At 67.5% G+C, this 26,563-nt stretch carries 22 protein-coding genes and 3 pseudogenes; 8 read left to right on the forward strand and 17 right to left on the reverse strand.

Annotated features, from left to right (window positions below):
* The 4 genes and pseudogenes from KPL59_RS37880 to KPL59_RS30330 form a co-directional block, all read right to left on the reverse strand.
* Positions 1-531 (reverse strand): annotated as a pseudogene (locus KPL59_RS37880) (transposase family protein); the annotation flags it as partial.
* Entirely contained in the window at positions 528-668 is a 141-nt protein-coding gene (locus KPL59_RS30325) for a transposase family protein (protein WP_226362869.1), read from the reverse strand. The gene KPL59_RS30325 and the pseudogene KPL59_RS37880, both read right to left, overlap by 4 nt.
* Positions 626-760, reverse strand: a complete 135-nt coding sequence (locus KPL59_RS36180) for a hypothetical protein (RefSeq protein ID WP_255678122.1) — start codon at positions 758-760, stop codon at positions 626-628. Before KPL59_RS36180 ends, KPL59_RS30325 begins: the two co-directional genes overlap by 43 nt.
* A gap of 145 nt (positions 761-905) precedes the next feature.
* Positions 906-1,616: a transposase gene (locus tag KPL59_RS30330; protein ID WP_226359770.1), complete on the reverse strand. Its 711-nt coding sequence runs from the start codon at positions 1,614-1,616 to the stop codon at positions 906-908.
* A gap of 378 nt (positions 1,617-1,994) precedes the next feature.
* Here KPL59_RS30330 and KPL59_RS30335 point away from each other — a divergent pair, with 378 nt between their 5' ends.
* The 3 genes from KPL59_RS30335 (at position 1,995) to KPL59_RS30345 (ending at position 6,820) form a co-directional block, all read left to right on the forward strand.
* The gene (locus KPL59_RS30335; protein ID WP_226360132.1) at positions 1,995-5,021 is read left to right on the forward strand and encodes an RHS repeat-associated core domain-containing protein; all 3,027 of its coding nucleotides are present in this window, start codon (positions 1,995-1,997) and stop codon (positions 5,019-5,021) included.
* A gap of 443 nt (positions 5,022-5,464) precedes the next feature.
* Positions 5,465-5,938, forward strand: coding sequence for a transposase family protein (locus tag KPL59_RS30340; protein ID WP_226360131.1), 474 nt, complete (start codon positions 5,465-5,467; stop codon positions 5,936-5,938).
* Positions 5,939-6,055: 117 nt separating this feature from the next.
* A complete protein-coding gene (locus tag KPL59_RS30345) occupies positions 6,056-6,820 on the forward strand; it encodes a transposase (protein ID WP_226359944.1) in 765 nt (254 codons plus the stop codon).
* Positions 6,821-7,834: 1,014 nt separating this feature from the next.
* On the opposite strand, the gene KPL59_RS30350 is transcribed toward KPL59_RS30345, so the two are convergent.
* Both KPL59_RS30350 and KPL59_RS36185 read right to left on the reverse strand, forming a co-directional pair.
* Positions 7,835-8,356 carry an IS5 family transposase gene (locus KPL59_RS30350; protein WP_374111689.1) on the reverse strand — a complete coding sequence of 174 codons (522 nt, stop codon included), beginning with the start codon at positions 8,354-8,356 and terminating at the stop codon, positions 7,835-7,837.
* Positions 8,280-8,732, reverse strand: coding sequence for an IS5 family transposase (locus tag KPL59_RS36185; RefSeq protein WP_374111683.1), 453 nt, complete (start codon positions 8,730-8,732; stop codon positions 8,280-8,282). Before KPL59_RS36185 ends, KPL59_RS30350 begins: the two co-directional genes overlap by 77 nt.
* A 610-nt stretch (positions 8,733-9,342) precedes the next feature.
* Here KPL59_RS36185 and KPL59_RS30355 point away from each other — a divergent pair.
* The gene (locus tag KPL59_RS30355; RefSeq protein ID WP_226360130.1) at positions 9,343-10,713 is read left to right on the forward strand and encodes a cation:proton antiporter; all 1,371 of its coding nucleotides are present in this window, start codon (positions 9,343-9,345) and stop codon (positions 10,711-10,713) included.
* A 120-nt stretch (positions 10,714-10,833) separates the two neighbouring features.
* Here the strand turns inward: KPL59_RS30355 and KPL59_RS30360 are convergent, their stop codons facing one another.
* Positions 10,834-11,274, reverse strand: coding sequence for a MarR family winged helix-turn-helix transcriptional regulator (locus KPL59_RS30360; protein WP_226360129.1), 441 nt, complete (start codon positions 11,272-11,274; stop codon positions 10,834-10,836).
* Between the two features lie 53 nt (positions 11,275-11,327).
* On the opposite strand from KPL59_RS30360, the gene KPL59_RS30365 reads away from it, so the two are divergent.
* Positions 11,328-12,755, forward strand: coding sequence for an MFS transporter (locus KPL59_RS30365; RefSeq protein ID WP_226360128.1), 1,428 nt, complete (start codon positions 11,328-11,330; stop codon positions 12,753-12,755).
* Between the two features lie 8 nt (positions 12,756-12,763).
* Here the strand turns inward: KPL59_RS30365 and KPL59_RS30375 are convergent.
* Positions 12,764-13,915 (reverse strand): annotated as a pseudogene (locus tag KPL59_RS30375) (methyltransferase).
* 195 nt (positions 13,916-14,110) lie between these two features.
* Between KPL59_RS30375 and KPL59_RS37255 the strand changes: the two are divergent.
* Complete coding sequence (locus KPL59_RS37255; RefSeq protein WP_226362871.1) at positions 14,111-14,827, forward strand: SNF2-related protein; 717 nt, start codon at positions 14,111-14,113, stop codon at positions 14,825-14,827.
* On the opposite strand, the pseudogene KPL59_RS30385 reads toward KPL59_RS37255, so the two are convergent.
* Positions 14,810-15,702, reverse strand: a pseudogene (locus KPL59_RS30385) (IS5 family transposase). The gene KPL59_RS37255 and the pseudogene KPL59_RS30385 sit on opposite strands and share 18 nt — an antisense overlap.
* On the opposite strand from KPL59_RS30385, the gene KPL59_RS37260 reads away from it, so the two are divergent.
* Both KPL59_RS37260 and KPL59_RS37265 read left to right on the forward strand, forming a co-directional pair.
* Positions 15,663-17,000 (forward strand): DEAD/DEAH box helicase, encoded by a 1,338-nt coding sequence (locus KPL59_RS37260; protein WP_226362872.1) that lies wholly within the window; start codon positions 15,663-15,665, stop codon positions 16,998-17,000. The pseudogene KPL59_RS30385 and the gene KPL59_RS37260 sit on opposite strands and share 40 nt — an antisense overlap.
* Complete coding sequence (locus KPL59_RS37265; RefSeq protein WP_226362873.1) at positions 16,997-17,569, forward strand: SWIM zinc finger family protein; 573 nt, start codon at positions 16,997-16,999, stop codon at positions 17,567-17,569. Before KPL59_RS37260 ends, KPL59_RS37265 begins: the two co-directional genes overlap by 4 nt.
* Positions 17,570-17,594: 25 nt before the next feature.
* Here KPL59_RS37265 and KPL59_RS30400 read toward each other — a convergent pair whose 3' ends face one another.
* The 8 genes from KPL59_RS30400 to KPL59_RS30435 form a co-directional block, all read right to left on the reverse strand.
* Positions 17,595-18,248, reverse strand: coding sequence for a DUF6875 domain-containing protein (locus KPL59_RS30400; protein WP_226362874.1), 654 nt, complete (start codon positions 18,246-18,248; stop codon positions 17,595-17,597).
* On the reverse strand, positions 18,245-19,792 hold the full coding sequence (locus KPL59_RS30405; RefSeq protein WP_226362875.1) for a tryptophan halogenase family protein: 1,548 nt from the start codon (positions 19,790-19,792) through the stop codon (positions 18,245-18,247). The genes KPL59_RS30400 and KPL59_RS30405 overlap by 4 nt, the downstream gene beginning before the upstream one ends.
* The gene (locus KPL59_RS37270; RefSeq protein WP_226362876.1) at positions 19,789-21,057 is read right to left on the reverse strand and encodes a cytochrome P450; all 1,269 of its coding nucleotides are present in this window, start codon (positions 21,055-21,057) and stop codon (positions 19,789-19,791) included. The genes KPL59_RS30405 and KPL59_RS37270 overlap by 4 nt, the downstream gene beginning before the upstream one ends.
* Entirely contained in the window at positions 21,054-21,881 is an 828-nt protein-coding gene (locus KPL59_RS30415; RefSeq protein ID WP_226362877.1) for an FAD-dependent monooxygenase, read from the reverse strand. The genes KPL59_RS37270 and KPL59_RS30415 overlap by 4 nt, the downstream gene beginning before the upstream one ends.
* Positions 21,882-22,011: 130 nt before the next feature.
* Positions 22,012-23,850, reverse strand: coding sequence for an IS1634 family transposase (locus KPL59_RS30420; RefSeq protein ID WP_226359530.1), 1,839 nt, complete (start codon positions 23,848-23,850; stop codon positions 22,012-22,014).
* A gap of 138 nt (positions 23,851-23,988) precedes the next feature.
* The gene (locus tag KPL59_RS30425) at positions 23,989-24,795 is read right to left on the reverse strand and encodes an FAD-dependent monooxygenase (RefSeq protein WP_226362878.1); all 807 of its coding nucleotides are present in this window, start codon (positions 24,793-24,795) and stop codon (positions 23,989-23,991) included.
* Between the two features lie 115 nt (positions 24,796-24,910).
* Positions 24,911-25,759: a ferritin-like domain-containing protein gene (locus KPL59_RS30430; RefSeq protein ID WP_308187991.1), complete on the reverse strand. Its 849-nt coding sequence runs from the start codon at positions 25,757-25,759 to the stop codon at positions 24,911-24,913.
* A 6-nt stretch (positions 25,760-25,765) separates the two neighbouring features.
* Positions 25,766-26,530, reverse strand: a complete 765-nt coding sequence (locus KPL59_RS30435) for a transposase (protein ID WP_226359944.1) — start codon at positions 26,528-26,530, stop codon at positions 25,766-25,768.
* Between the last annotated feature and the right edge of the window lie 33 nt (positions 26,531-26,563).

A 26,563-nucleotide genomic window follows, 5' to 3' on the forward strand; every position in this document is an offset into this window, starting at 1 on the left:
CAGGTAATGTGTAGAAGATGAGTCCGATGACTGCCGAGATTGTCGTTTTTAAATGTGCGTAGGGCCGCCGGTAGTCTGTGTGGAGAACTTTCCACGTTTTGATATGGGCGATGACTCGTTCGATGGTGGCGCGTGTGTGGTTGAGGCTCTTGTTGAATGTTTTTTGCCAGTCGAGAAGTTCCCGGCCGGGTGGTTTTTTGAACGGGTGAGCATGCCGCGCCCGATGTATCCTTTATCGCCGATCGGGGGGTATGTGGCGAGGTGGTCGAGGGCGCCGGATTGGTCGAGGCAATATAGGTCGTGTCGGGAGCCTGGGGTCGGGTCGGAGATCCACGACAGCTGCCCTTCCAGGGTGGCTGCGACCTGGACGACGACGCCGGTGGTGCGATGCTTGCCCGACCACAGACCCGGCACCGCGGCCCATGACCAGCAGGGCAGCAAGGTTCCATCGATGATGTACTGCCGATCGGCACGAAGCTCCTCTGCCGTCGGAACGACACTCCGCAGCGCCTGTGCCAGCAACGGTGTCACCCCGTGATCGCTCGACTAACCGTCGACTGCGACACCCCATAGGTTTCCGCCAACTCCCACTGCACACGATTCCCGCGCAGATACGCCAACGTGATCACCACCGACCAGAACAACCCCAGAACCGGCGGCCAAGACAAACGTGCCTCCGTCGCGTCCGCTGATCCTGCTCATACACTATAGCGACAAGATCCTGAATTTCATCACGCCGGAAACCAGTGGTATAGTACATACTGCGGCAGCCCGTTCATCTCGGATTGATTCGGCAAACCAATATTCGCGATGGACGGGCTGTCGCCCAACCCGACACGCCGGGCTAGATCGTTATTTCACGGGGCCTGAATAAGCCTCGATGAATGAGGCTTATTCAGGCTCCGTCAGGTAAGTGTGTAGAAGATGAGTCCGATGACTGCCGAGATTGTCGTTTTAAATGTGGCGTAGGGCCGCCGGTAGTCTGTGTGGAGAACTTTCCACGTTTTGATATGGGCGATGACTCGTTCGATGGTGGCGCGTGTGTGGTTGAGGCTCTTGTTGAATGTTTTTTGCCAGTCGAGAAGTTCCCGGCCGGGTGGTTTTTTGAACGGGGTGAGCATGCCGCGCCCGATGTATCCTTTATCGCCGATCGGGGGGTATGTGGCGAGGTGGTCGAGGGCGCCGGATTGGTCGAGGCAATATAGGTCGTGTCGGGAGCCTGGGGTCGGGTCGGAGATCCACGACAGCTGCCCTTCCAGGGTGGCTGCGACCTGGACGACGACGCCGGTGGTGCGATGCTTGCCCGACCACAGACCCGGCACCGCGGCCCATGACCAGCAGGGCAGCAAGGTTCCATCGATGATGTACTGCCGATCGGCACGAAGCTCCTCTGCCGTCGGAACGACACTCCGCAGCGCCTGTGCCAGCAACGGTGTCACCCCCGTGATCGCTCGACTAACCGTCGACTGCGACACCCCATAGGTTTCCGCCAACTCCCACTGCACACGATTCCCGCGCAGATACGCCAACGTGATCACCACCGACCAGAACAACCCCAGAACCGGCGGCCAAGACAAACGTGCCTCCGTCGCGTCCCGCTGATCCTGCTCATACACTATAGCGACAAGATCCTGAATTTCATCACGCCGGAAACCAGTGGTATAGAGGCTTATTCAGGGTGATCATGAAGTGCGGTGTTTCTCCAGGTCGGGACCGCAGCGAGGTAGCCCGCCAGGCGGCCCTGAATAAGCCTCAATGCTGCGCGTTTTCGGTTACGAACCATGCTGGTGGCAATGGCTACGGTCGTTGCCACCGGCTCGGGAGCGTTCGGAGGTCTGGCCGCAGCCCAGCCCCCTGCGCCCCCGCCGGATCCCAACCAGCCCGGGTCGGCGCTGACCGCCGACCACAAGCCAGAGACCTACGAGCCTGGCGACGCTGACACGACCCCGAACGTCGGCGGCGCACCGTCGCCGGAGCCCTGGACGCCGGCTGTCGTGTCTGCCGACCCGGGGCAAGGTGTCGTCTCCGGGCAGTCGACCGACCCCGGCGGCGCCATCTCCCCGCAGATGCAGACGCAGAAGGTCGGCCCCGGCCCGAACGCCGGCGCGGCGGGAATCGGGCTGCGGGACTTCTCCCCGGTCGAGGTCCGCCAGATCTCGGACAAGCTGCAGCTGCTGACCAACCTGGCCAACGGCAACATCGTCGTGCGCTACACGAACTCGGTGGTCGCCGCTGAGGGCCAGGCCTCCGACGTCTCCCACGTCTACAACAACATGTCCACCGGCTCCGGCGCGTTCGGCCGCGGCTGGGCGATGTCCACCGGCCTCGACGTCGGCCTCGAGATCATCAACAGCGGCGCCACGGTGAAGCTGCACGGCCCCACCGGCTACGTCGTGACCTACACCCGCCAGTCCAACGGTTCCTACACCGGCAGCTCGGGCGCGAACTCCAAGCTGACGCGCGCCAGCGACGGTGTCTGGACCATCAAGTGGGACAAGACCGAGGATCGCTGGCTGTTCCACCCCAACGGCGTCATGAAGGAGCAGCTGACCAAGAACAACGTCAGCACCAAGCTCAACTACGACGCCGCCAACAACGACCGCGTCGCAGCGATCTACGACTCGATCGGCCGGGTCACCAAGTTCGAGGACTACGACTCCGAGGACCGGGTCCTGTCCTACACCGACCCGGTTGGCCGCGAGCACGGACCGTTCAACTACGACGCCGCCGGTGACCTCGTCTCCTTCGAGGACCAGCTCGACAACGAGGTCAAGTTCGGCTACTCGAACGGCAACCTGACCTCGATCACCAGCCCCAACGGCGACGTCTACACCATCGGCTACGACGCCCAGCGGCGCGTCACCTCGATCAACGAGCCGAACGGCCAGACTCCGGCCACCACCCAGTACTCCTACCCGGCTTCCGGGCGGACCACCGAGACCGACCCCCGCGGGGGCGTCTCGAACTACTACTTCGACAGCCAGGGCCGCCAGACCAAGGCCGTCGACCAGCTGGGCAACGAGCAGTCCAAGACCTGGACCGCCAACAGCGACGTCGCCTCGACCACCGACGCGCTCGGGTCGAACCTGACCTACGCCTTCGACGCCAACAACCGCCCCACCAGCGCCACGCTGCCCACCGGGGCCAGCAACTCGGTCGGCTACTCCAACGCTGCCCACCCGTACTTCCCGACGTCGATGACCGACGCCCAGGGCAACCAGATGACCCGGCTCTACAACGCCGCCGGTGACCTGACCTCGGTCCGCTCGGTTCAGCAGAACCGCGATGTCGTGAAGTTCGAGTACAACGCCGCCGGCCAGCCCACCAAGAAGACCGATGGCGCGAACCGGGTCACCACCTACCAGTACGGCGGTGGCGGCCGTATGACCGTCGAGACCCCGCCGACGCCGATGCAGCCCCGCGTCATCGGCTACGACAACCTCGACCGCGTCACCCAGATCGTCGACGGCAACGGCAGCAAGATCTTCTACCGTTACGACGCGATGGACCGCCTCGTCGAGATCGGCCGCGACAACAACGGCACCTACGTGCCCCTGCAGTACAACAACTTCGATGCCGAAGGCAACATGGTCGGCCGATACTTCGGCGACACCGGCCTGCAGCTGGCCTACAGCCCCCGCAACCAGGTCACCGAGGCGCACAACACCCGCAGCGGCGTCATCTACCGCGTCTTCTACCGCTACGACGCCAGCAACAACGTCACCGACCTGTTCAACGACGGCGGCCACACCTTCTACGACTACGACGCCGCCAACCGGCTCACCTTCCAGCGCGGCCCGAAGACCGGCATGGAGGCCAGCCACCAGTACGACAAGAACGACCAGCGGACGAAGACCACCTACCCCGGCAACTTCACGGTCTCGACCACCTACGACAAGTCCGGTCGCCAGACCGCACTCGTCGCAGCCACCAGCGGCGGAACCAAGCGGATCGACCGCACCTACCGTTGGACGAACGCCAACAACCAGGACACCACCCAGCTCCAGCGCGAGACCCGCGAGGGCACCGCGTTCTCCTACACCTACGACACGCTCAACCAGCTGACCGCCCGCAACAGCTCAGCCGGGAACCTCACCTACGCCCTCGACGGAGCCTCGAACCTCACCTCCGCCGAGGGACGCAACTTCGGGATCAACTCCGCCGGACAGGTCGCATCCGGCAACAACACCACCTACACCCACGACGGTGCCGGCAACCTCACCACCGGCTCCAACGGGCTGATCAACAACACCTACAGCCCCACCAACCAGCTCCGCAGCTCGACCACCGCCGGCAACGGCACGATCGACTTCACCTACGACTCGGTCGACCAGGCCCAGCGCGCGGTCATCTCCAAGAACGCCGGCGGCGTCGTCACCGAACAGCGCCTCGAGAACACCGCCATCGGCGTCACGGCCATCACCACCAACGGCGCACGGTCGGAGTTCACCCGCGACCCCGCCGGCCGCCTCATCGGCCAGACCGCCCCCAACGGGCAGAACCTCTACGCCGTCACCGACTACCAGGGCTCCACACTCGCCCTCATCGACGGCAACGGCGCCCTCGCCGCCAAGTACGACTACAAGCCCTACGGCGACACCACCTCCACCGGCACCGCTGCGGCCGGCAACCCGTTCCGCTGGATCGGCGCTCAGCAGCTCGCCGACAACCACGGCACATACCTGACCGGGTACCGCCAGCACAACCCCATCCTCGCTCGCTTCACTCAGCCTGATCCGTCCCAGGCTGAGCCCAATCCCTACACCTACGGGCTGGCGAACCCCTGCAGTTACAGCGATCCAAGTGGCTTGGACGCTCTCGGGTGCGCGAAGGCGGTTGGCGCTGGGGTCGGACTAGTAGCGGGAGTCGCCGGCGCGATCTACTTCTTCCCAGTCACTGCCGTAGCAGGCGCATCGCTTGCGGTGACCCAGGCGGTCGCCGGTTACACTCTGTTCGGAGCCGTAGCTGGGGGCGTGTTGAACGTCGGACTCGACCTGGCACGAGAATGCGGGGGATATTAGTGCAGGAGCGACGCCCTCCACGATGGGCTCTACTGCTTCTGCTCGCGTGCGCCGGCTTCATGGTGTATAGCGGTTTCACCAACCTGCGCGATGATCACACTCCATCTGCCGTCGGAGCCTTCATTGCGGCCGCCAGCCTCATCGGACTAGCCGCACTGCTGGCTGGCGTTCGTCGCAGCTAACTCGGCGACCCGCGCAAGCGAAGTAGTCGCGGTGGCCCCACCTCTCATGATGAGGTCACCGCGACTACCGCGCACTCTTCTTCGCAAACCTAGAATCTGATTCACGACTCCGGCGGGCATCAAGAATCTGCGCGCGAGCATTGAGGCTTATTCAGGCCCCGTGAAATAACGATCTAGCCCGGCGTGTCGGGTTGGGCGACAGCCCGTCCATCGCGAATATTGGTTTGCCGAATCAATCCGAGATGAACGGGCTGCCGCAGTATGTACTATACCACTGGTTTCCGGCGTGATGAAATTCAGGATCTTGTCGCTATAGTGTATGAGCAGGATCAGCGGGACGCGACGGAGGCACGTTTGTCTTGGCCGCCGGTTCTGGGGTTGTTCTGGTCGGTGGTGATCACGTTGGCGTATCTGCGCGGGAATCGTGTGCAGTGGGAGTTGGCGGAAACCTATGGGGTGTCGCAGTCGACGGTTAGTCGAGCGATCACGGGGGTGACACCGTTGCTGGCACAGGCGCTGCGGAGTGTCGTTCCGACGGCAGAGGAGCTTCGTGCCGATCGGCAGTACATCATCGATGGAACCTTGCTGCCCTGCTGGTCATGGGCCGCGGTGCCGGGTCTGTGGTCGGGCAAGCATCGCACCACCGGCGTCGTCGTCCAGGTCGCAGCCACCCTGGAAGGGCAGCTGTCGTGGATCTCCGACCCGACCCCAGGCTCCCGACACGACCTATATTGAGGCTTATTCAGGCCCCGTGAAATAACGATCTAGCCCGGCGTGTCGGGTTGGGCGACAGCCCGTCCATCGCGAATATTGGTTTGCCGAATCAATCCGAGATGAACGGGCTGCCGCAGTATGTACTATACCACTGGTTTCCGGCGTGATGAAATTCAGGATCTTGTCGCTATAGTGTATGAGCAGGATCAGCGGGACGCGACGGAGGCACGTTTGTCTTGGCCGCCGGTTCTGGGGTTGTTCTGGTCGGTGGTGATCACGTTGGCGTATCTGCGCGGGAATCGTGTGCAGTGGGAGTTGGCGGAAACCTATGGGGTGTCGCAGTCGACGGTTAGTCGAGCGATCACGGGGGTGACACCGTTGCTGGCACAGGCGCTGCGGAGTGTCGTTCCGACGGCAGAGGAGCTTCGTGCCGATCGGCAGTACATCATCGATGGAACCTTGCTGCCCTGCTGGTCATGGGCCGCGGTGCCGGGTCTGTGGTCGGGCAAGCATCGCACCACCGGCGTCGTCGTCCAGGTCGCAGCCACCCTGGAAGGGCAGCTGTCGTGGATCTCCGACCCGACCCCAGGCTCCCGACACGACCTATATTGCCTCGACCAATCCGGCGCCCTCGACCACCTCGCCACATACCCCCCGATCGGCGATAAAGGATACATCGGGCGCGGCATGCTCACCCCGTTCAAAAAACCACCCGGCCGGGAACTTCTCGACTGGCAAAAAACATTCAACAAGAGCCTCAACCACACACGCGCCACCATCGAACGAGTCATCGCCCATATCAAAACGTGGAAAGTTCTCCACACAGACTACCGGCGGCCCTACGCCACATTTAAAACGACAATCTCGGCAGTCATCGGACTCATCTTCTACACACTTACCTGACGGAGCCTGAATAAGCCTCTTGATCTCAACCTGGCTTGAGAGTGCACAGTGGTCGGCATGACGCCGGTGAGATAGTTGCGAAGCTGACCGAAGCGTGGAACGCCGGTGACGGCGACCGGCGGGCGGAGGCATTTATCGAGGACGCCGTCTTCGTTGACGCGCTGGGCGAACCCAGTGCGGTCGGTCCGTTATCGCCGCCGAGCATAAGAAGAACCTTCACAGCCACGATCCCGACCTGGTCGCGCTGGCGCCGCTGGGCCGGGACGACACCAACGAAGCTTGAACCATCGCGATATCGCTCGCTACTTCTCCAACATGCGCCCGGGCTCAGCCCGCTGTGGCTGCGGTCAGGGCTTCCCTGGAGATTCTGCGCTGCGCCGGCAACGCGACGCCGCAAGTGCAGTACCGGGCGGTCTTGCTCATATAGCGCTACCCCTACCCACAGAATCGAGTGCAACTCCTGGACGGACATCATCGCCGTCTCGTCGTCTCTCCGTGTCGGAATTCCTGCGCAGATAGCTTCGACCCTGTCTTGGATAACGGTGCCAGCCACAAGAAATGGGAGAAGAGGGCGAGGCTGAGGTGGAACGAAGATGTATATAAGCTCGGCCGCTCCGTCCGGCTCTGCCGGAACTCGCTTTACCTCAAGACCCTCAATCCTCGGGAACGTGTTCCGATCCACAACCCGACGAATGGCGCTAACGGTCAGTCGCGGGTCGACGTGGTGGACCCGGGATATTTCGTCGTACTCACGACGGGATTTCGTGGCGAGGCCGATGACGACCAGGCCGCTGCCGCCAGTACTCGCGAACGATGCGACGTCCTTCGCCAGCTAGATCTCCACGGCCTTGGCGCCCAGGTGCACTTCACGTTTCACCTCGAGACTGGCGTCCTCCGCGAGACCCACCAGTACGCTTCCCCGGCCGTCGCGCACCAACGCGCGCATTCTTTCTGCTGTGAGCTCGCGACGGGGTACCCCGGATGCGAGCGCCTCCACATCGTCGACCTAGCGGTCTAGGGCGTGTCTCCCAATGCGCGGAGCCAGGTGAGGATCGCTTTCAGGACGGCGCCGCCGCGGAAGGTCAGGGCGAGCTTGTCGTAACGGGTGGCCAGACCGCGCCACTGCTTGACGTGGCAGAACCCGCGCTCGACGACGTTGCGGTTTCGGTAGTCGACCGGATCGAATGCGGGCGGTCGGCCGCCGCGTGAGCCGCGTCGTTTGCGGTGCCCCTGCTGGTCAGAGGGCTCCGGAATGACAGCGATGATCCGGCGCTCGCGCAGGTGCCGGCGGATCGCGCGTGAGGAGTAGGCCTTGTCCGCGCGCACGCGTTCGGGCCGGGTCCGGGGTCGTCCCGGGCCCGGTCGGGCGATGCTCAGGTGCGCCATCAGGTGCGGAAACACTGGCGAGTCGCCGCCCTGGCCGGGGCCGAGGAGGACCACCAGCGGGCGGCCGTGCCCGTCAACGAGCTGGTGGATCTTCGTCGACAGCCCTCCGCGGGACCGTCCCAGCGCGTGATCTGCTGGTTCGGCGAGCAGATTCGTGTAGTTCGATCCGGCCCCCTGTGTCGCGCTTGAGGGTCGCGGCATGCTGGTGGGCACGGATGATCGTGGAGTCCACGCTGACCGCCCACCCGAGCACCGCGGCGGCGTCGGCCTCGACCAGAAGAGCAGCCAGGATGTGGTCCCAGGTGCCGTCTCCGCTGTAGCGGCGGTGCCGCTTCCACAACGTCTGCCACGGCCCGAACTCGGCCGGGACGTCTCGCCAGGCAAGCCCGCACCGATACCGGTAGATGATCCCCTCGAGCACCCGGCGGTCATCGCGGAACGGGCGCCCGCGACGCCCCTCGGAGGAGGGCAACAGCGGCGCCAGACGGGCCCACTGGGCATCGGTCAGGACAGCGGTGCGCGGCACCGATCAAGCATCGCGCACCCCGGTCCGCCTATTTGGGAGACACGCCCTAGCAGTCCCCGACCGCCCCGAATGACGGCGGCTCCTGCGGGCTGCAGCCAACCAGTGGGCCGACGCGTTCAGGGACAACGGCAGCGGACGGAGTACCCCTCGACGACCCGAGGGGCGCGGTCCGCGTTGTCGGCCACCGAGACCCTTCGCCAATGCGCGCTGGGCGACCCGGTTGAACGACCACATCGCCGACCGCGGTCCACACCGGACGTGGCTCCCCGCACACACGCGCAGGTTCCACCGGTGCTGGCTGCCTGACGGGCAGCTCGTGCCACGGTGGCGTGATTGTCGCGGCTCTAGGCGGGAGCACCATGTACATCCGGACGGCACCCGGAGCCCGGACCGGGATGCCGCGCGCACCGCCCGCGTCGGGCTCCGTCTTCCCCGTCCCGGCGAGGCCCGCGAAGCTGCGGTCACCCGCGCCCCCCGGACCCGGCTCGGCGTCCGACGGAGATTTCGCGGCACCCACCCGAACGGTCAGCCAACTCGATCGGTGGACAGGTGAGAGCGTGGTCGACCGGTCCCGACATTCGACGCCCGATCCTCATCTCTGGAGCCGGCCATGTCAGACACGGCGCCCGTACCGCCCCTGTCCGCAGACACCCTCCTGCATTTCCTACTCGGTCTTGTGCTCTTGCTCGCCATCAGTCGTCTGCTCGGCGCGCTGGCCGAACGCGTCGGCTTGCCGGCTGTCGTCGGAGAGCTGCTCACCGGAGTGCTGCTCGGTCCGTCGCTGCTGGGATGGCTGGCCCCGGACCTGGCGAACTGGCTGTTGCCCGCCGAACCCGAGCAGATGCACCTACTCGACGGCGTCGGTCAGATCGGCCTGCTGCTCCTAGTCGCACTCGCCGGCGCCCACCTCGATCTGCGATTCCTGAGCAGACAACGCCGTGTGGCGATCACCGTCAGTCTCACCGGGCTGCTCATCCCTCTCGTGTTCGGCGTCGCCCTCGGGTTCGGCCTAACGAACGCTCTGGCCGCCACCGGCGCCGGCTCGTCCCCGGTCGCTGGGTCAGTGTTCCCGCTCTTTCTCGGCGTCGCGATGTGCGTCACTGCCATCCCGGTGGTTGCCAAGACCCTGTCCGACATGAATCTGCTGCACCGCGACCTCAGCCAACTCATTCTGGCCGCAGCCATGGTCGATGACGCGGTGGCCTGGTTGCTACTCTCTGTCGTCGCCGCCGCGGCGACCACCGGCGTAGCCACTGGGACCGTCGCCCTTTCCGTTGTCTCCATGGTCGGATTCGTGCTGGTAGCTGCCGTCGTTGGGCGCCCGGTCGTGCAATGGGCCACGGCACGCGCCATTCGCAGCGAGGCTCCCGGCCCGACCATAACGCTCGCTCTGATCATCGTCTTCTCAGCGGCGGCCATCACCCACGCCCTGAACCTGGAGGCCGTCCTCGGCGCGTTCATCGCCGGGCTCCTGCTGTCCACCACCGGCCCGGAGGTACAACGTCGTCTCGGCCCTCTGCGCATCGTGGTCCTGTCCGTGCTCGCCCCCGTCTTCCTGGCTACGGCGGGCCTGCGCATGGACCTCACCGCCCTGACCCGTCCCGACGTTTTGCTCGCCGCGCTCGCCGTGCTTTCCGTGGCGATTATTGGCAAGTTCGCCGGCGCCTACCTCGGTGCACGTCTGTCGAGCCTGTCGCGTTGGGAGGGGATCGCTCTCGGCACCGGCATGAACGCCCGCGGCGTCGTCGAGGTGATCGTCGCCATCGTCGGGCTGCGACTGGGGGTGCTCGACACCGCCGGCTACACCGTAATCGTGGTGGTCGCGATCGTGACCTCGTTGATGGCCCCGCCGCTGCTCCGCTGCGCGATGGGCCGCGTCGAGCAGAGCGAGGAGGAGCTACGGCGAGCGGTCACGCACAGCACGTGGTCGGGCACCAGCCCCGTCCGTCCACCAGACAGCGGACCACCGCCAGCCCCGTAGGCCACTGCCCCGGTGCGGCGTCGGCCGGCGGCTCTGCCGGACCGGTCGGTGGTGAGCGGACCCTGCCGCGATCCGCGCCCTCCCGCACCTCCGACGCAGGGAAGTAGGTCCCCGCCGTGGTCACCCGAGCAAGGCTCGGATATCACGCACGCTGGCCTCGACGAACCGGGCGACCACCGCTCGCTCCGCGGCGGTGAACTGCGCGAGGGTGCGACGGACCTGCTCGTCCAACATCGTGTATCGCTTGATCAGCCGCTCGCGGGCCACCGGGTCAGCCTCGACCAGCACACGGCGCCGGTCGCGGCGGTCCTGGACCCGACAGACCAGGCCAGCCGCCGTGAGTCGGTCGACCATGTGGGTGATAGCGCCGGAGGTCAGGTGGAGCCGGCGGGCGAGCTCCCCCGCCGGCAGCGGTCCGTCGACGACGAGCTCATGCACGCACCGCAGGTCGGACGCCCCGACACCGGCCTCACGGGCGATCACCTCGTTAACTGCTTGGACGGCGGAGAGCCACGGCGGCAGCAGCCGCACGATCAGCTCGACGGCCTCCTCGGAGGACACGCCTCAGGGTAGCCGGGGCCCACTTATCTTAGTCATTCAGGTATTATCGTGGCATGCAGCAGCGAACGATCGCGCTCTCAGCTCTCCTCCTCGCCGGTTTCCTGGACCTGCTCGGCGTCACAATCGTGACGGTGGCGCTGCCAACGATCACCGAGGACCTCGCTGCGGGCGCGTCCGAGACGCAGGCAGTGCTCGCCGCCTACACCCTTACCTTCGCGGTCGGACTTATCACCGGAGCTCGCCTGGGGCGGCGGCTAGGCGTGCGACGCGCCTTCCTCATCGGTTGCGTCGGCTTCACGCTCGCTTCCTTGGCGTGCGCGCTGGCGACTGGGACCTCGCTACTCGTCGGCGCGCGGATCGTCCAAGGCGCGTTCGCGGCGCTGATGATCCCCCAGGTGCTCGCGACCATCCAGCTCATGTATGAGCCGGCGGAGCGAGCGAAGCCGATGGCCGCCTTCTCTGCATTGCTCGGGATCGCCGCGTCCGCGGGACCCGTCCTCGGCGGCCTGATCATCGGGCTGGACCTGTTCGGCTCCAGCTGGCGCGGTGTCTTCATGATCAACGTTCCACTCGGCGCGCTCATCCTGGTCCTGGCGCTGCGTACGCTCCCGGCGACACCGCCGGAACGGGTTCAGCTGGACCTGCCCGGACTGCTGCTCTCGGCTGTGTCGCTGTTCATGGTGATTTATGGACTCTCGACGATGGCGGAGAGCGGGCAGGCGGTCTCCGGGCTGGTTACAGCCGCAGCCGGGGCTGCCCTGTTCATGGCGTTTATCGCGCACCAGCGGTTCGCCGAACGCCGCGGTGGACAGCCACTGGTGCCCGGCGCGCTGCGACGACGCGGGGTGTTCCGGGCCTCGATGGCGGTGCAGATCCTGTTCTTCGTCCCGGTTATGGGCTTCTCGCTGGTCGTCACGCAGTATGTGCAGAGCAGCCTCGGCTACAGTGCGCTGCTCGCCGGCGTGGTTGTGATCCCCTGGGCGATCTTCACCGGGATCGGCGCCGGTTTTGGGACGACGGTGCTGCTCCCCCGCATCGGCCGCACGGTCGTCCAGGCCGGGCTGGTCGTGATGTCCGCGGGCATGGCCCTTGTCATCGTAGCGGTGGTCGGCACCGCGGGTGACCCGGCGTTCTGGCAGCTCCTGCCTGGGAGCGCCGTCGGCGGGCTCGGGATGGGTTTGGTCGTCGGACCGCTGACCGAGATGTCGGTGTCCCAGGTCACCCGCGAGCACGCCTCCGACGCCTCCGGACTCTTCTACAGCGTCGGCCAGCTTTCGGCCAGCCTTGGCTTCGCCACGGTCGGAAGCGCCTACTTTGTGCTGTCGACAGCCAGCACCTCCCAGGCCTACGCGGAGGCGCTCGCGGTCGCACTCACCGTGGGGATCGCCGTCGCCGTACTCGCCGCAGCCGTCGCGTTCACCCTCCCCCGCCGATACCTCGCCGAGTCGGGGGCCGCCGAGGCCGAAGCGAGGACGTCCTGATGCCCTGCTCAGGCCGCCGCTTCGGCCGGCCTCGCCTCGATGACCGTGGCGAGGCCGAGGCAGTGTCGCCGACCGACCCGGAACCCTGCCGAGCCCAGAAGCTCGTCGAGCTCGGCCGCCGTGCGCTCGCGCCCACCACCGAGGACGCTGAGCATGTAGAGGTCCATGAGGTGGTTCATCGTGTCGCCGTCGCTCCCACCTCTCTCGTCGCGCTGAACGCTGCGCTCAATCACCAGCAGGGTGGCGGTCGGCGGCATGTCGCGCCGACAGACCTCGAGCAAGTCGGCGCAGCGCTCGTCGGACCAATCGTGCAGGACGAGGCTTATTCAGGATGATCATGAAGCAAGGCGCTTCCCCAGGCCAGCGTCTCAACGCAGCAGTCTGTTGAGCGTCCCTGAATAAGCCTCGACGTCTCGCAGAATGTACAGGTCGCCGCCGCGTGGCAGGGCTGCGAAGAAGTCTCCGGTGACGACCGCGATGCGCCCTGCGAACTCTGGAGCCGCGAAACGATCACGGGCGGCCGCGGCGGCCGTTGCAGTGTCTACCAGGACACCGCGCGCCGACGGGTACCGCTGCAGTACATGCGCCAGCAGCGCACCGTCGCCGCCTCCGACGTCGACGATCGTGGCGTATCGGGCGAAGTCGACGCCGTTAAGCCGTTCAAGGGTCAGCTGCAGGTCGGCCGCCTGCGAGCGGTAGAAGACGGCCTCGACCGCCGGGGCGGAAGAGAGGTGCGCGAACACATTGGTGCCGGTGTTGGCGACGAATGCCGAGGTCCCTGTGCGCACAGCGTATACTAGCCCGTCCCAGGCCCGTCCGATCTCGCTGCCCGCGAGCAACGCTGAGGGAGCGGCAGTACCGAACGCGTCCTCGAGCAGCGATCGCCCGATCCCCGTCAGCCCGTACCGGTCGAGCGGGCGACGATCCACGACGCCCAGCGCGACCAGGGCGTCGAGCAGCCGCCGCAACGCCCCGGTGTCGACACCGAGCCGGTCGGCCAGCTCGGGCGCCGCGGTAGGAACGTCTCGAATCTCGCCGGGGATCCCGAGAACGACAGCGGCGTGCACCGCGGCAGAGGCCAACCGCCCCAGGACGAGCCGGCGAGCGGCGAGCGCGTCGTCTGGCGACGGCGGTATCGGCGTGTCCGGCGCAGCGGGCATCGCGGTCCAATCGTGGCTTGGTTGGGACGCGCCAACCCTGGCACGGGCGGGCCGGCGAAGCCGTCGTACCGGTCGAACCCGCGCGGGCGTGCAGGGCGGCGCACCACGCCGGGCCCCCAGCCGGCGGGGCGAGCGGCCGGGAGGTGAGGTGAGCGGATGAATGGAGACGGGAGGGCTGGGACAACTAGGGGGTCGGTGGCAGCCGAGCAGGGCGCCGCACGCGCACTCAGGCCGGCCGACCTGCAAGCGACGTACGATCCGCGGTCTGCTCAGCTGTGTTTCTGGGGCGGCGAGAACCCTGACGTGACGCTGCGCAGCCTCGGCCTGCCAGTCGGGCAACCCGGGGCGTTGGCGCTCGCCTTGCCCGCCGGGCTGACGCGTGGCGAAATGGTCGGTACGCGAATGCCGGCCCGGCTGGTCGGTGTCGAGGAGGTGCTCGGGTCACTGGCCGGGTTGAAGACGCACGATGATGAGGGGCAAGGACCGGTCGCAGCCCACACTCACGCCGCAACCGCCGGCGGCCAAGACCCTAGGATCGGCGATTCCGTCCACGCCTGGGCGGAGGCGGTCGCGCTGCTGCGATCCGGCGCGGGCGACGAGGAGTTCCGCCGGCTCGCCGAGCGCATGCCAATCGCCGCGCATGCGGCCCTGCGCCCGGACCAGACCAGCATCGATCCCGCGGTGACTGTGCTGGAGGGGTTCCGGGCGACCGCGCTCGCGATCCGCTGCGACCCGCGTCCGGAGGTGAGAGCGCAGTTGAGGCACTACCAGCGCCAGGGGGTCGTCTGGTTGGCTGGGCTCGAGGCCGGGGGCATCCTCGCCGACGAGATGGGGCTGGGTAAAACGCTGCAGGCGATCTGCCTGCTCTCGCTGCGACGCGGCGACCGGCCGCATCTAGGGTGTGTCCTGTAAGTCGGTGCGCAGCCACAACACGATGGTCGCGATGATGATCTCGGATCGGTAGTAGGCGGCTCGTTTGGCGTAGCGGGTGGCCAGGCCGCGGAACTGCTTGAGCCGGTTGAAGCAGCGCTCGACGACATTGCGGTTGGTGTAGAGCCACGGGTCGAACGTCGGTGGTCGCCCACCACGGCTGCCCTTGGCCGCGCGGCGGGCGATCTGGTCGGACTTCTCCGGGCTGGTGAACGCGATCCCTCGACGCCGCAACGCGGCTCGGGTCGAGGGATGGGAGTAGGCCTTGTCGGCCAGCACTCGGTCCGGGCGCTTGCGGGGCCGGCCCGGGCCGTCGCGACCGACCGAGATCTGGTCGAGCAGGGGCAACAGGCGCGGGTTGTCCCCGGCCTGACCGGGAGTCAGGATGATCGACATCGGCAGGCCGCGTCCGTCGACGGCGAGGTGAATCTTGCTGGTCAGCCCGCCGCGAGACCGTCCACGGGCTTCTCCGTCGACGGCGATGGCTTCAACCCACGCGGTGGTGCAGCCCCCTTTTTCCGGGCACCGGCGGAGTGCTGGTGGGCCCGAACACTGCTGGAGTCGATGCTGACGGTCCACTCCACCACGCCCACGGAGTCGTCCTTGACGATCACGTGGTCGAGGATGCGTTCCCAGGTTCGGTCCTTGGTCCAGATCCGCAGTCGTTCGTGCGCGGTCTTCCATGGCCCGTAGCGCTCGGGTAGGTCCCGCCAGGGCGCGCCGGTGCGGAGCTTCCACAGGATCGCGTTGATCACCTGGCGGTGATCGCGCCACCGACGGCCCCCACTCGCGACCGGTGGCAACAGCGGCTCGATCCGTGCCCAGGCCTCGTCGGTCAACTCACCACGTCCTACCACCCGGCCATGATCGCCGACCGCAGATCAGAACCCTTACAGGACACACCCTAGTCGTGTGTCCGACGTCGCTGCTCGGCACGTGGGAGCGGGAGCTCGCGCGGTTCGCACCACAGCTGCCGACGCTTGGCTTTCACGGGACCGGTCGGTTCCTAGACAGGCTGGCTCCCGGGACCGTCGTGCTCACCAGCTATGGGGTGCTGCGCACGGAAGCCGACCGGCTGACCGCGTGGGAGTGGGACGTGCTCGTGCTCGACGAGGCCCAGCAAGTAAAGAACCCGCGCACCAAGGCTGCGCAGGCGGCCAGGCGTCTGACGGCACGGGTTCGGCTGGCGATGACCGGGACCCCCGTGGAGAACCGGCTGGAAGACCTGTGGTCGATCTTGTCGCTGACTAACCCGGGGCTGCTGGGAACACGCAGCAGGTTCCGCAGCCGGTTCGTCGTCCCCATCGAGCAGCGCCGGTCCCGGGCCGCGGCGGACCGGCTCGCCGAGTTGGTGGCGCCGCACGTGCTGCGTCGGACCAAGCTGGAGGTGGCTCCGGAGCTCGCACCGAAGCAGGAGGTTCCGGTGTACTGCTCGCTCACCGCGGAGCAGACCAGGCTCTACCGGCACACCGTGGACCAGGCGTTCCGTGAGGGTCTGGGCAGCGGGATCGGCAGGCGGGGCCGAGTGCTCGCACTGCTCACCCGGCTCAAGCAGATATGTAACCACCCGGCGCAGCTGCTCGGCGAGGACGGACCGCTGCCTGGCAGGTCCGGCAAACTCGACCGCACCGGCGAGATAGTGGCGGAGCTGGCCGCATCGGGGGAACGCGCCCTGGTATTCACCCAGTACCGGCAGATGGGCGAGCTGCTCGTCGCGCACCTCGACGGTGTGCTGGGCGGTCGCGGCGTACCGTTCCTGCACGGGGGACTCACCGGACGCCAGCGGGACAGCATGGTCGTGGAGTTCCAGGAGTCGCCGCGAGCTGCCCCGGTGATGGTCGTGAGCCTGCGAGCGGCCGGGTTCGGGCTGACTCTGACCCGAGCCAGCTCCGTCATCCACTACGACCGCTGGTGGAACCCGGCCGTGGAGGACCAGGCCAGCGACCGCGTGCATCGTATCGGCCAGGAACGACCGGTCACCGTCTACACGCTGGTCACCGCCGGAACCGTCGAGGACCACGTCGCGCGAATCCACGAGGAGAAGCGCGGTGTCGCGGCGGTGATCGCCGAGGGCGGCGAGGCGCGATTGGCCGCCCTCGACGACCGCGTGCTGCGAGAGGTCCTCGACCTCGCGGTCCCGGGGTCCGCCCCGTGATCCCGGAGTTCGGTGTGACCGCATGGGGGCGGGCGTGGCTGAGGCTGGCCGAGCCCACCGCAGTCACCACCGTCGACGCCAGGTTGCCTAAGGCCCGAGCGCTCGCCCGGCGCGACCGGGTCGAGTACCTGGCGACCGCACCGGGCCGGATCGACGCGGTCGTGCGAGCAAAGGACGCCAAGCACTCGATCCAGTTAGCTTTCCCCCTGTGGGACGACGCCGCCCGGGAGCGGGCCGACGCGTTTCTGGACGAGAACCCCGCGGCGTGGCAGGCCTTGTCCGGCGGGGACGCACCCGACGAGCTGGCGGCCACGGTCGGCGACGTCGCGCCCGACACGGACGACATCGAGGCCACGTGTCGGTGCAGGGAGCGGCGCCGACCGTGCCTACACCAGCTCGCCGTCCTGTATGCGTTGGTGCAGCGGATCGACGAAGAGCCGGCCCTTGCGCTGGCGCTGCGCGGCTGGGTCCGCGCAGCAGCCGCCGACGACGGCCCGGGTCCGGTCCCCCTAGCCGCGCTCGATCCGGCGGGGTTCTACATCTGGCGAGCCGCCCTAGCGGACGAGTGAGCATCCGGGCTCGCCCGCCCCCCCGTCAGCCCGGCTCCCGCAGCGTGGCCGCGACGTCGCGCTCGGCCGTCGCGAGCTCCGCGGTCAGGCGCGCCTCCCAGTGCGCGTTGAGGGCCCCTCGGAAAACCTCGGCGTAGTGGCGCAAGTAGCGCAAGCGCGACTGCGGCGTCGGCTCGTGCTTGACGAAGAACGCAAGGTCGGCGGGCACCAGTGGACGCATGCCGAGCACCGGCACCGGGCTGGTGAATGGCCGGAAGTCGGGGTTGTGCAGGCCGACAGTCTCATGGTCGGGCCAGAAGTCGCCGGCCATGTACCCCGACGGAACGAAGTACGGCTTGAGCCGGTCGTGGGCCTGGGCGACGAGCACGCGCAGCGCGGCGTCCGGCCAGCCGTGCGGCACGATCATCGACACGATGAATGTACGGTCCGCTCCCAGGGCGTCGGCGCGGCGCAGGTTGGTCCGCAGCTCCTCGTGCGCCGTGACGACGAGGAGGTCGGTTGCGGCCACATCCCCCGGCTGGTAGCTGGCGACGTCGAGGTCGTAGATCCGGACATAGTCGCGCCGCAGGGCCCGCACCATATACGGGCACACCACGCCGTCGCGCCCGAGCTGGGGGTGCGGGTGCGGTGCGTAGTCCTCGAGCCATCGCCGCACCACCGCGATCCGCTCGCCGCTCACGATCGTCCCGCCAGCCGGTCCAGGTAGTCCCCGCACCCGGGGAGCGCCGCAACCGTGCGCTGAGCCTGCGCCTGCAGCGCCTCGAACGCCGCGAGCGCCCGTCCCCCGTCCATGAGGCCCACCGCCGGTCGCGAGGTTTGCGGCCCGCTGCCGAGACCGAGCAGCATTGTGTTCCAGGAGTAGGCCTCGAACCCGTGGTAGTGCGGGTAAATGCCGGACTCATCGAGCAAAGTGCGGGATCCGTAGGTCATGCGCTCGAGGAGCCCGTCCGGGGCCGGCCGAATCTTGGCCTCCTTCCAGTAAGGGGTGTCGTCGCGCTTGGCCGCTCGGTAGTGCAGGACAAGGAATTCCTTCACCCCGTCGACGACGTATGCGGCCCGCCGGTTGTAGTCGGCGACGACCATGGGGTCGGGGTCGCCTTTGGGGAAGTGCTTGACCAACTCCTCAATGCCGTGCTGAATGAAGAAGATCCCCGTCGATTCCAGGGGCTCGACGAACGCGGCAGCCAGCCCGATCGCCACGCAGTTCTTCACCCAGGGGCGCTCGGTGCGTCCGATGCGCATCTCGACGTGGTTGGCCAGCAGGCCGTCGCTGCCCGGCGCGGCGAACTCCCGCAGGGTCCGCTCGGCCTCCTCCGGCGTGCAGAACTGATCGGAGTACACATAACCAGTGCCGTCGCGCCGGTCCAGCGGGATCGTCCAGATCCATCCCGCCGGCATAGCGGTCGCCGTCGTGTACGGCGCCACATCCCGGGCCCCCGGTGCGCGCGGGACTCGCAGCGACACTGCCCTGTTGTTGGGCAGCACATCGGAGAACGAGCGAAAGGGCTCGCCGAGCGTCCGGTTGATGAGCAGGCCGCGGAACCCTGTGCAGTCGACGTACAAATCGCCAGCGAGGTCACCGTGCTCGGACGTGCGCACATGGGTGATCCAGCCGCGCGTGTCCTGGCCTACCTCGACCACGTCGTCGACCACGTGCCGCACACCCCGAGCGGTGCTGTGGCTCCGCAGGAACTTCGCGAGCAGGTCGGCGTCAAAGTGATAGGCATACGGGAACTGCTCTCGTTGCTCGGACAGCGTCGACCGACCAAGGGGGCCGTCGAGTCCGCCGACGTACAGCGACCCATCAAGCTGGCGCGGGGAGCGGCGGGATTCACACATCGACCAGGTGAGGAAGCAACATTCGTCGAACGGTCGCCGTCCGGCCTCCCCCCTAAGCCACCAGTCCAGGAGCGTAAATCCCTGAACGGTCTCAGGACGCTCGAACGGGTGGTAGAAGTGGTGGCCTGGAGCGCGCCAGTCCTGGAAACGGATGGCCAGCTTGTATGACGCCGCGCACTGCGGCATCCAGTCCTGTTCTTCCAATCCCAGGTAGTCGAAGAAGTGACGGATTGTGCTGAACGTCGCCTCGCCGACTCCGATCGTGCCCACCTGTTCGGACTCTACGAGCGTAATGGATAGGCGCGGACCGAATGCCACCGCGAGGTAGCTGGCGGTCATCCAGCCGGCGGTGCCTCCGCCGACGATCACGACGGACGGGGTCATGGCGTACCTCCTCTGACCGGTTCGGCCTCGTGCGTCCGGACGAGGACCGAGGTAGGGCCGTGGAAAACGATGTCCTCGGCATAGCCGAGAACGCGGACCGGCCGGTCCAGCCGCAGGGTGTGCAGCAGCAGGTTGAGGGCGATCTCCGCCTCGAGGCGAGCGAGGGGAGTGCCCAGGCAGTAGTGGATGCCGGCGCCGAAGGCGCTGTGACGGGACGCAGCGCGGTCGGGCTGGAGCTGATCCGGATCAGGGAACCGATCGGGATCACGACAGGCCGAGCCGAGGACGAGAACGACCTTGTCGCCGGAGTGAGCCCGGAGGCCCGCAACGCGCGCCCCTGGGCGGGCCCACCGCGTGATCATCTGCACCGGTGGGTCGTAGCGGACGAGCTCGTCGATCGCCGCTGACACGACATCGGGGCGACCGCGGAGCCCGTCGGCCAGCTCCAGGTGGCGGTGCAGGGCGAGTATGGACTTCGAGATGAGATTCGTAGTGGTCTCGTGGCCCGCGATGAGGAGATGGACCGCTGTGCCGACCAGGGCGTCATCGGTCAGCGGTTCACCGCGTCGCTGCGCGTCGACCAGGAGCGCGAGCAGGTCGTGCCGGACACCGTCCCCCTTGCGCCTGCGGACGATCTCGCGCCGGAAGTGAGTGACGAGTTCGGTCGCCGCGGCCTCGGCAACCGTGTACCCGTCGGTGCGCCGGCCAGTGCGGGAGGCTATGCCCTCGCGCAGCAGCAGCACCTGCTCCCTGAACCACTCCTGGTCCTCAGGCCGGACGCCCACCAGGTCGGCGATCACCATGATCGGGAACGGCGCAGCGAAGGCCTGCACGAGGTCCACCTCGTCCCGGCCGCGCATCCGGTCTACCAGGCGCTGGGCCACGTCCGCGATCCGGGGCCGCATCGCGGCGATGATCCGTGGCGTGAATTCCTTGTTCAGCAACGCTCGCAGCCGAGTGTGCTGGGGAGGGTCAAGGAACACGAGCCAGTTGTCGACGAGCGCCCGCAGGTTCGGGTGCCCGTCAGGGACTAACGGGCCGCTACGCGTCGTCGGGCCGCGGTCGAACAGCGGCGAGGTGAGAACCTCGACGACGTCGGCGTGGCGGAACAGATACCAGGTGGTCGGGCCGTCGGGATCCGGGCTGGCGCCGCGGTGCACCGGTTCGCGTTCCCGGTAGAGCCGGTAGATCGGGTAGGGGTCGGCCAGGGTTTCGGGCGACCACCCGTGTACAGAGAAGGGCGAGAGCGGTGCAGGAGCGTTCACCACGCCCCTCCCCGAACAGTGTCGACGAGCGCCCCGGGGTCGTCCGGAACGCTGGCGGCGCGCCACGCGACGTGGCCATCCGGTCGGACCAGCACCAGTGGTGCTCCGTAGGCGTCGCGGACCCGCTGCCCAGGGAGCGGCGCAAGCTGGAACGGCACGGCCCGCTCGGCGAACGCTGCGGCCAGCTCCTCGGCACCGGCGAGCGCTCCGGGCCCGGCCCCGTCGCAGACGACGAGGCGGTAGCCGGCACCGAACAGGTCGATCGTCGACGAGCCGCCGAGGTCGACGTGCGGCGCCCTACATCCGGGGGCCGCACTCGGAGACCAGCCGTCCGGGCCGGGCGGGGATTCCGGTGTGCCGTCATCGACCACGACGGTCGAGCGGTACCGGGTGCCGAGGTGCACCCATACCGAGCGGAACTCCCGGTCAACACCCGACTGCTCCAGCCGCCGAGCCATTGCCGCGCGCACGGCGCGGCCGTCGACGCCGTCGTGGTCGAGCTCCGGCGGCAGCGACCGGTCCAGGGTCCGTCTGAGGTTGCGGTTCGCCTCCTCCAGGCTCCGCACTGCGATCGGACCGCACTCCGCGGCGTAGCTGTCCATCAGGTCCGGCCCAGCCCAGCCCGCCAGGGCCGCCGCGAGCTTCCAACCCAGATTGGCTGCGGCGGCGATGCCCGTGTTCATCCCGAATCCGCCGGAGGGCGACAGGGTGTGCGCCGCGCCGCCGAGTAGGAGGACCCGGCCGGACCGCAGCCGCTCCGCGACCCGGTGCGTTAGGTGCCATAGGTTGTCGGAGAGCACCTCCAACGAGGTGTCCACGGACACCCGGATTCCGCAGTTCGTGGGCAGATGTGAGGGCTGAATTCGGGGGTTGACCTGCAGGACCGCTGGTGTGGGAGCGGGGTGGGCGTGTGTCCATGCCCGCCGCGGTGCCTGTTGGCGCTGTTTGGGCTGGTTAGGCGGGGTCGAGGGTGGTGATCCGGGGTGGTGGGGTGACCCCGCAGGCCCGAAGAATGCCGGCCTGGGTGGTGGTGAGCTCGGTGGTCTGCACGACGGTGCCGGCCGGGCCGGTGAGGGTGATCGTGTGCAGCCGGCCCAGCTCGCGGGAGATGGTGCGCCAGGTGCGGCCGGTGCGGCGTTCGGCGACCCGGATCAGCAGCAGCGCCAGCCAGCAGAGCAGGACGTGGGCGCGGATGCGGAGTTCGAGGCGGTGGAACACCGGCCGCAGCTCGATGGTGGATTTCAAGTCGCGGAACCCGCGCTCGGCCTCCAGCAGGTTCTTGTAGCCCAGGGCGACGTCCTCGGCCGAGAGGTCCGGGTCGGAGGTGGACAGCAGGTACTTCCCGTCCAGCTTCGCTTCGGCGGCGATCTTGGTCCGGTCCAGTTGCAGCCGCCCGGACGGTGTCTGGCGCAGCCACCGGCCCAGGGCCGGGTGTTCACGCAGCGCGCATTCGGCCTTGACGTGCGCGGCCTCCTCACGTTCGGCGGCCCGGGCGGCGTGCCGCCACGCGGCCTTGCTGGTTGTGGTGGCGGCGCGGCGGGTGCGGGCGGCCTCGCGGGCTCGGGTGCGGGCGGACGCGATGCGGTCGAGCTCGGCGGAGATCCTGGCGATCGCGGCTTCGCGGGCGGCCTGGTCGCGTTCGGCCTCGTCGGGGTTGTGGCAGATGATCCACCGGACGCCGGGGGTGGAGTCGATCCGGACTTCCTTGACGCGCAGGTTGTCCCGAACCTGCTGGTAGCGGCCCTGGCGGGACAGTGCCTGGGCGGCGTGCGGGCTGCCGTCGCGCATCCGTTCGCCGGCGATGTAGTGCCCGCCCGCGCGCTGAAGGTAGGCCAGGTTGTCCCGGGAGGAGAACCCGCGGTCGACCACGGTGACCACGCGGCCCAGTCGCCACCCCCGTAGGTCGTCCTTGACCTGCGGCAGGATCGCCTGGTCGTTGGTGTTGCCGGGCCAGCACCAGCACCGGACCGGGATGCCTTCCCGGGTGACGGCCAGCCCGATGACGATCTGCGGCAGGTCCCGGCGGTGGTCCTTGGAGTGCCCGTAGCGCCGGAACCCGCCCGGGCCGCCTGGGCTTGCCACTGCGTCTGATCCGTCGACGCTGCTGTCGGTGCTGCTGTCGGTGCCCTCGGCGGGGTCGGGGTCCTCGGTGTCGCGCTCGAAGTAGGTGCTGGTCGTGTCGAAGAACAGCAGGTCGACCTCGAGGTTGAGCAGGTCCGCGACCGCGAAGAACACCGCCTCCTGCACCTTCGCGTCGGTGTCGGCCTCGATCAGCAGGTCCATCGCCCGATACGCCTGATCCTCGCTGAGCGCGTCCAGGCCGGGGATCGCCACGTCGTGGCCGACCCACTCGGCCGCGGCCAGCTTCGAGGACGGGTCGATCGCCCGGTTCGCCACCAGCGCGAACAGCACCCGCTCGACATCGGTGGTGAACCGGCGCCCACCCAGCACCTTGCGCAGGGCGGCCTCGACGTCCAGGGCCTTCCACAGCCCGTTCAGCAACCACGCCGCCCCGGCCGGGCGGGAGGCGATCAACCGCAGCCCCTCGGCCGCGGTACCGGCGCCCGCGGACTCAGCGGCGTCCGTGCCGGCGTCGGTGCCGGGTTCGCCCAGGTAGCGGTTGATCGAGCGGACCAGCCGGCGCAGCCCGTCGGGGTCCAGGCGGTCCTCCCGGCCGAGGTTGAGCAGCACGTTCGCCTTCGTGGTGGCACCGACGCGTTGGTTGTGGGCCAGGGCCAGGTAGCGCACGACCGAGCCGTCCTTGTTCCGCCGCTCGGTCGTCCGCAGATACATGACCGCAGCCGATCACACTCCGGGCAGCTCACACAAGCCTCAACCCGCCAAAACGTGTGCCCACGTTTTCGAGCACTCTCACGCAGGCGCAGCACGCTGACCAGGCCTTACTCCCCGCGGACCCCGCTCATGTGCCCATCAACTGCGGAACGCGGGGGACACGGCCGAGCGCACCAGCTCGTCCGCGGGCGGTTGCGGCTCGCCCTCCGTGACACCGACCGTCACTCGGTACGTTCCATGACCGTCGATCGCGCGCATCGGGAAGCGGAGTCCGGGGGGCGACATAAGGAACCAGAAGAGCGCGTTCCGATGCTCAAGCTGTGCTCGTAGCTGCGGCGCCCGAAACAGGATGTTCCGGAAGACCCGGGTCTCATGAACGGCGGGCGCCGGAATACCCAGGCTCTTACGCACAGGGGAGCCGGCGCCGTCGGCCGCCACCATCCAGCGGGCTGTGACCGGATGGGAAGTCCCGGCCGCAAGATCGGTGACAGTCGCCTCAACCCGGTCCGGGAACAGCCGCTGGCCGTCCAAGCGGTGGCGCAGCCGGACCCGTCCCGGAACGCGCTCCTCCAGCGCCCCCAACAGGATCGGCATCAGCCAGTGCTGGGGGCAGATGGCTTCCAGCTCCGGGCTGTGCGGGGAGCGCGGACGGGTGGCAACCGTGCCCATGTGGACCCGATAGATCTCGTGTCCTCCGACCGACGTCACCCAGGCACCGTCGAGAGAATGGTCCGCGGGCCAGCCCGCGTCCCGTACCCGGTGCGCGAGGTCCCAGCGGCGCAGCAGCTCCATAGACCGGATACCCACGCTGCCGACGCGGGGGTGGTCGACGACACCATCGCCGGCCTCCACCAGCACAAAGTCCACTCCCCGGTGCGCGAGGTCCAGCGCCAGAGCGAGACCGACCGGCCCACCGCCCACAATCAGCACATCGGTCGTCGTCATGCCCGGCTCCCGAAGTACGTGCCGAGATGTTGGGCAGTGCCCGCGACCGAGGGCGGGACGATACTGCACAAGCGGCAGGCCTCGGCCAGGTGGTGGAAACGCAGCGCCAGTGTCCTCATCGCGACGTCCGTCCGTGGCTCCATGCGTGGCATCTCCTCCAGCTCGAACGTCGGGCCTGCTGTCCGGCCAGTGCGTCCGGAGGGAAGGGTGACCAATAGCTCGGCCAGGGCATCATTCCGGTCATCACTTCCAGCGCCCCGTTCATGAGGTCCGAGCGGCGCAGGCTTGAGTTCGGCGCGCGGCCGAAGTGGTTGACCATCAGCTGAACCATCAGGAAGTAGGACCGGTTGAATAGCACCGCGACCTGACGGGCGGTCTCGTCGAGGATCAGCTCACGGTTACCGTCGCGACCGGCGATGACGGTGGGATTGCGCAGCACGGGGTAGGCAGGCGACCACGGGCTCGTCACGGCCGAGCGGAGTTGCTCACCCGCGACGACGCGATAGGCCCGGAGGAATGTCTCGTAGTGGGAGTCATCAGGCGGGCTGGCCGCCATTCCGCTGAGCACGCCGCCCTCGCCCTGCTCAGTCACGAAGTCGATCGCGAACAGCGCGCTCGGCAGATCATCCACCTCCAGCTGGTAGTCGGGATGGGCGGTGTTCATCGACTCGCGCATGAACAGGTGGTGCTCACCGCCCCCGCGGCCACGCTCGACGAGGAACAGGTCCGGCACGCGCTGCAGCCCGTCTCGGATCGCCGCGTACAGCTCGCTGAGCGAGCTGTACCGGCATTGCGGGTCGCACAGGTCGAGCACGGCTCGTCCACCGCGGGCGTGGTGGGCGGGCCTCTCAATGGCTAGGAAGCGGTCCAGGCTGCCGACGCCCAGCGGCTCCAGTGCAAAGTCCAGCGGGATAGGCAGTTCGCCGTTGATCCGACCAAAGTCGATGTCCGGAGGCTTATTCAGGCTCCGTCAGGTAAGTGTGTAGAAGATGAGTCCGATGACTGCCGAGATTGTCGTTTTAAATGTGGCGTAGGGCCGCCGGTAGTCTGTGTGGAGAACTTTCCACGTTTTGATATGGGCGATGACTCGTTCGATGGTGGCGCGTGTGTGGTTGAGGCTCTTGTTGAATGTTTTTTGCCAGTCGAGAAGTTCCCGGCCGGGTGGTTTTTTGAACGGGGTGAGCATGCCGCGCCCGATGTATCCTTTATCGCCGATCGGGGGGTATGTGGCGAGGTGGTCGAGGGCGCCGGATTGGTCGAGGCAATATAGGTCGTGTCGGGATCCTGGGGTCGGGTCAGAGATCCACGACAGCTGCCCTTCCAGGGTGGCTGCGACCTGGACGACGACGCCGGTGGTGCGATGCTTGCCCGACCACAGACCCGGCACCGCGGCCCATGACCAGCAGGGCAGCAAGGTTCCATCGATGATGTACTGCCGATCGGCACGAAGCTCCTCTGCCGTCGGAACGACACTCCGCAGCGCCTGTGCCAGCAACGGTGTCACCCCCGTGATCGCTCGACTAACCGTCGACTGCGACACCCCATAGGTTTCCGCCAACTCCCACTGCACACGATTCCCGCGCAGATACGCCAACGTGATCACCACCGACCAGAACAACCCCAGAACCGGCGGCCAAGACAAACGTGCCTCCGTCGCGTCCCGCTGATCCTGCTCATACACTATAGCGACAAGATCCTGAATTTCATCACGCCGGAAACCAGTGGTATAGTACATACTGCGGCAGCCCGTTCATCTCGGATTGATTCG

It is taken from the genome of Pseudonocardia sp. ICBG1142 (assembly GCF_020496255.1).
Taxonomy (GTDB): Bacteria; Actinomycetota; Actinomycetes; order Mycobacteriales; family Pseudonocardiaceae; genus Pseudonocardia.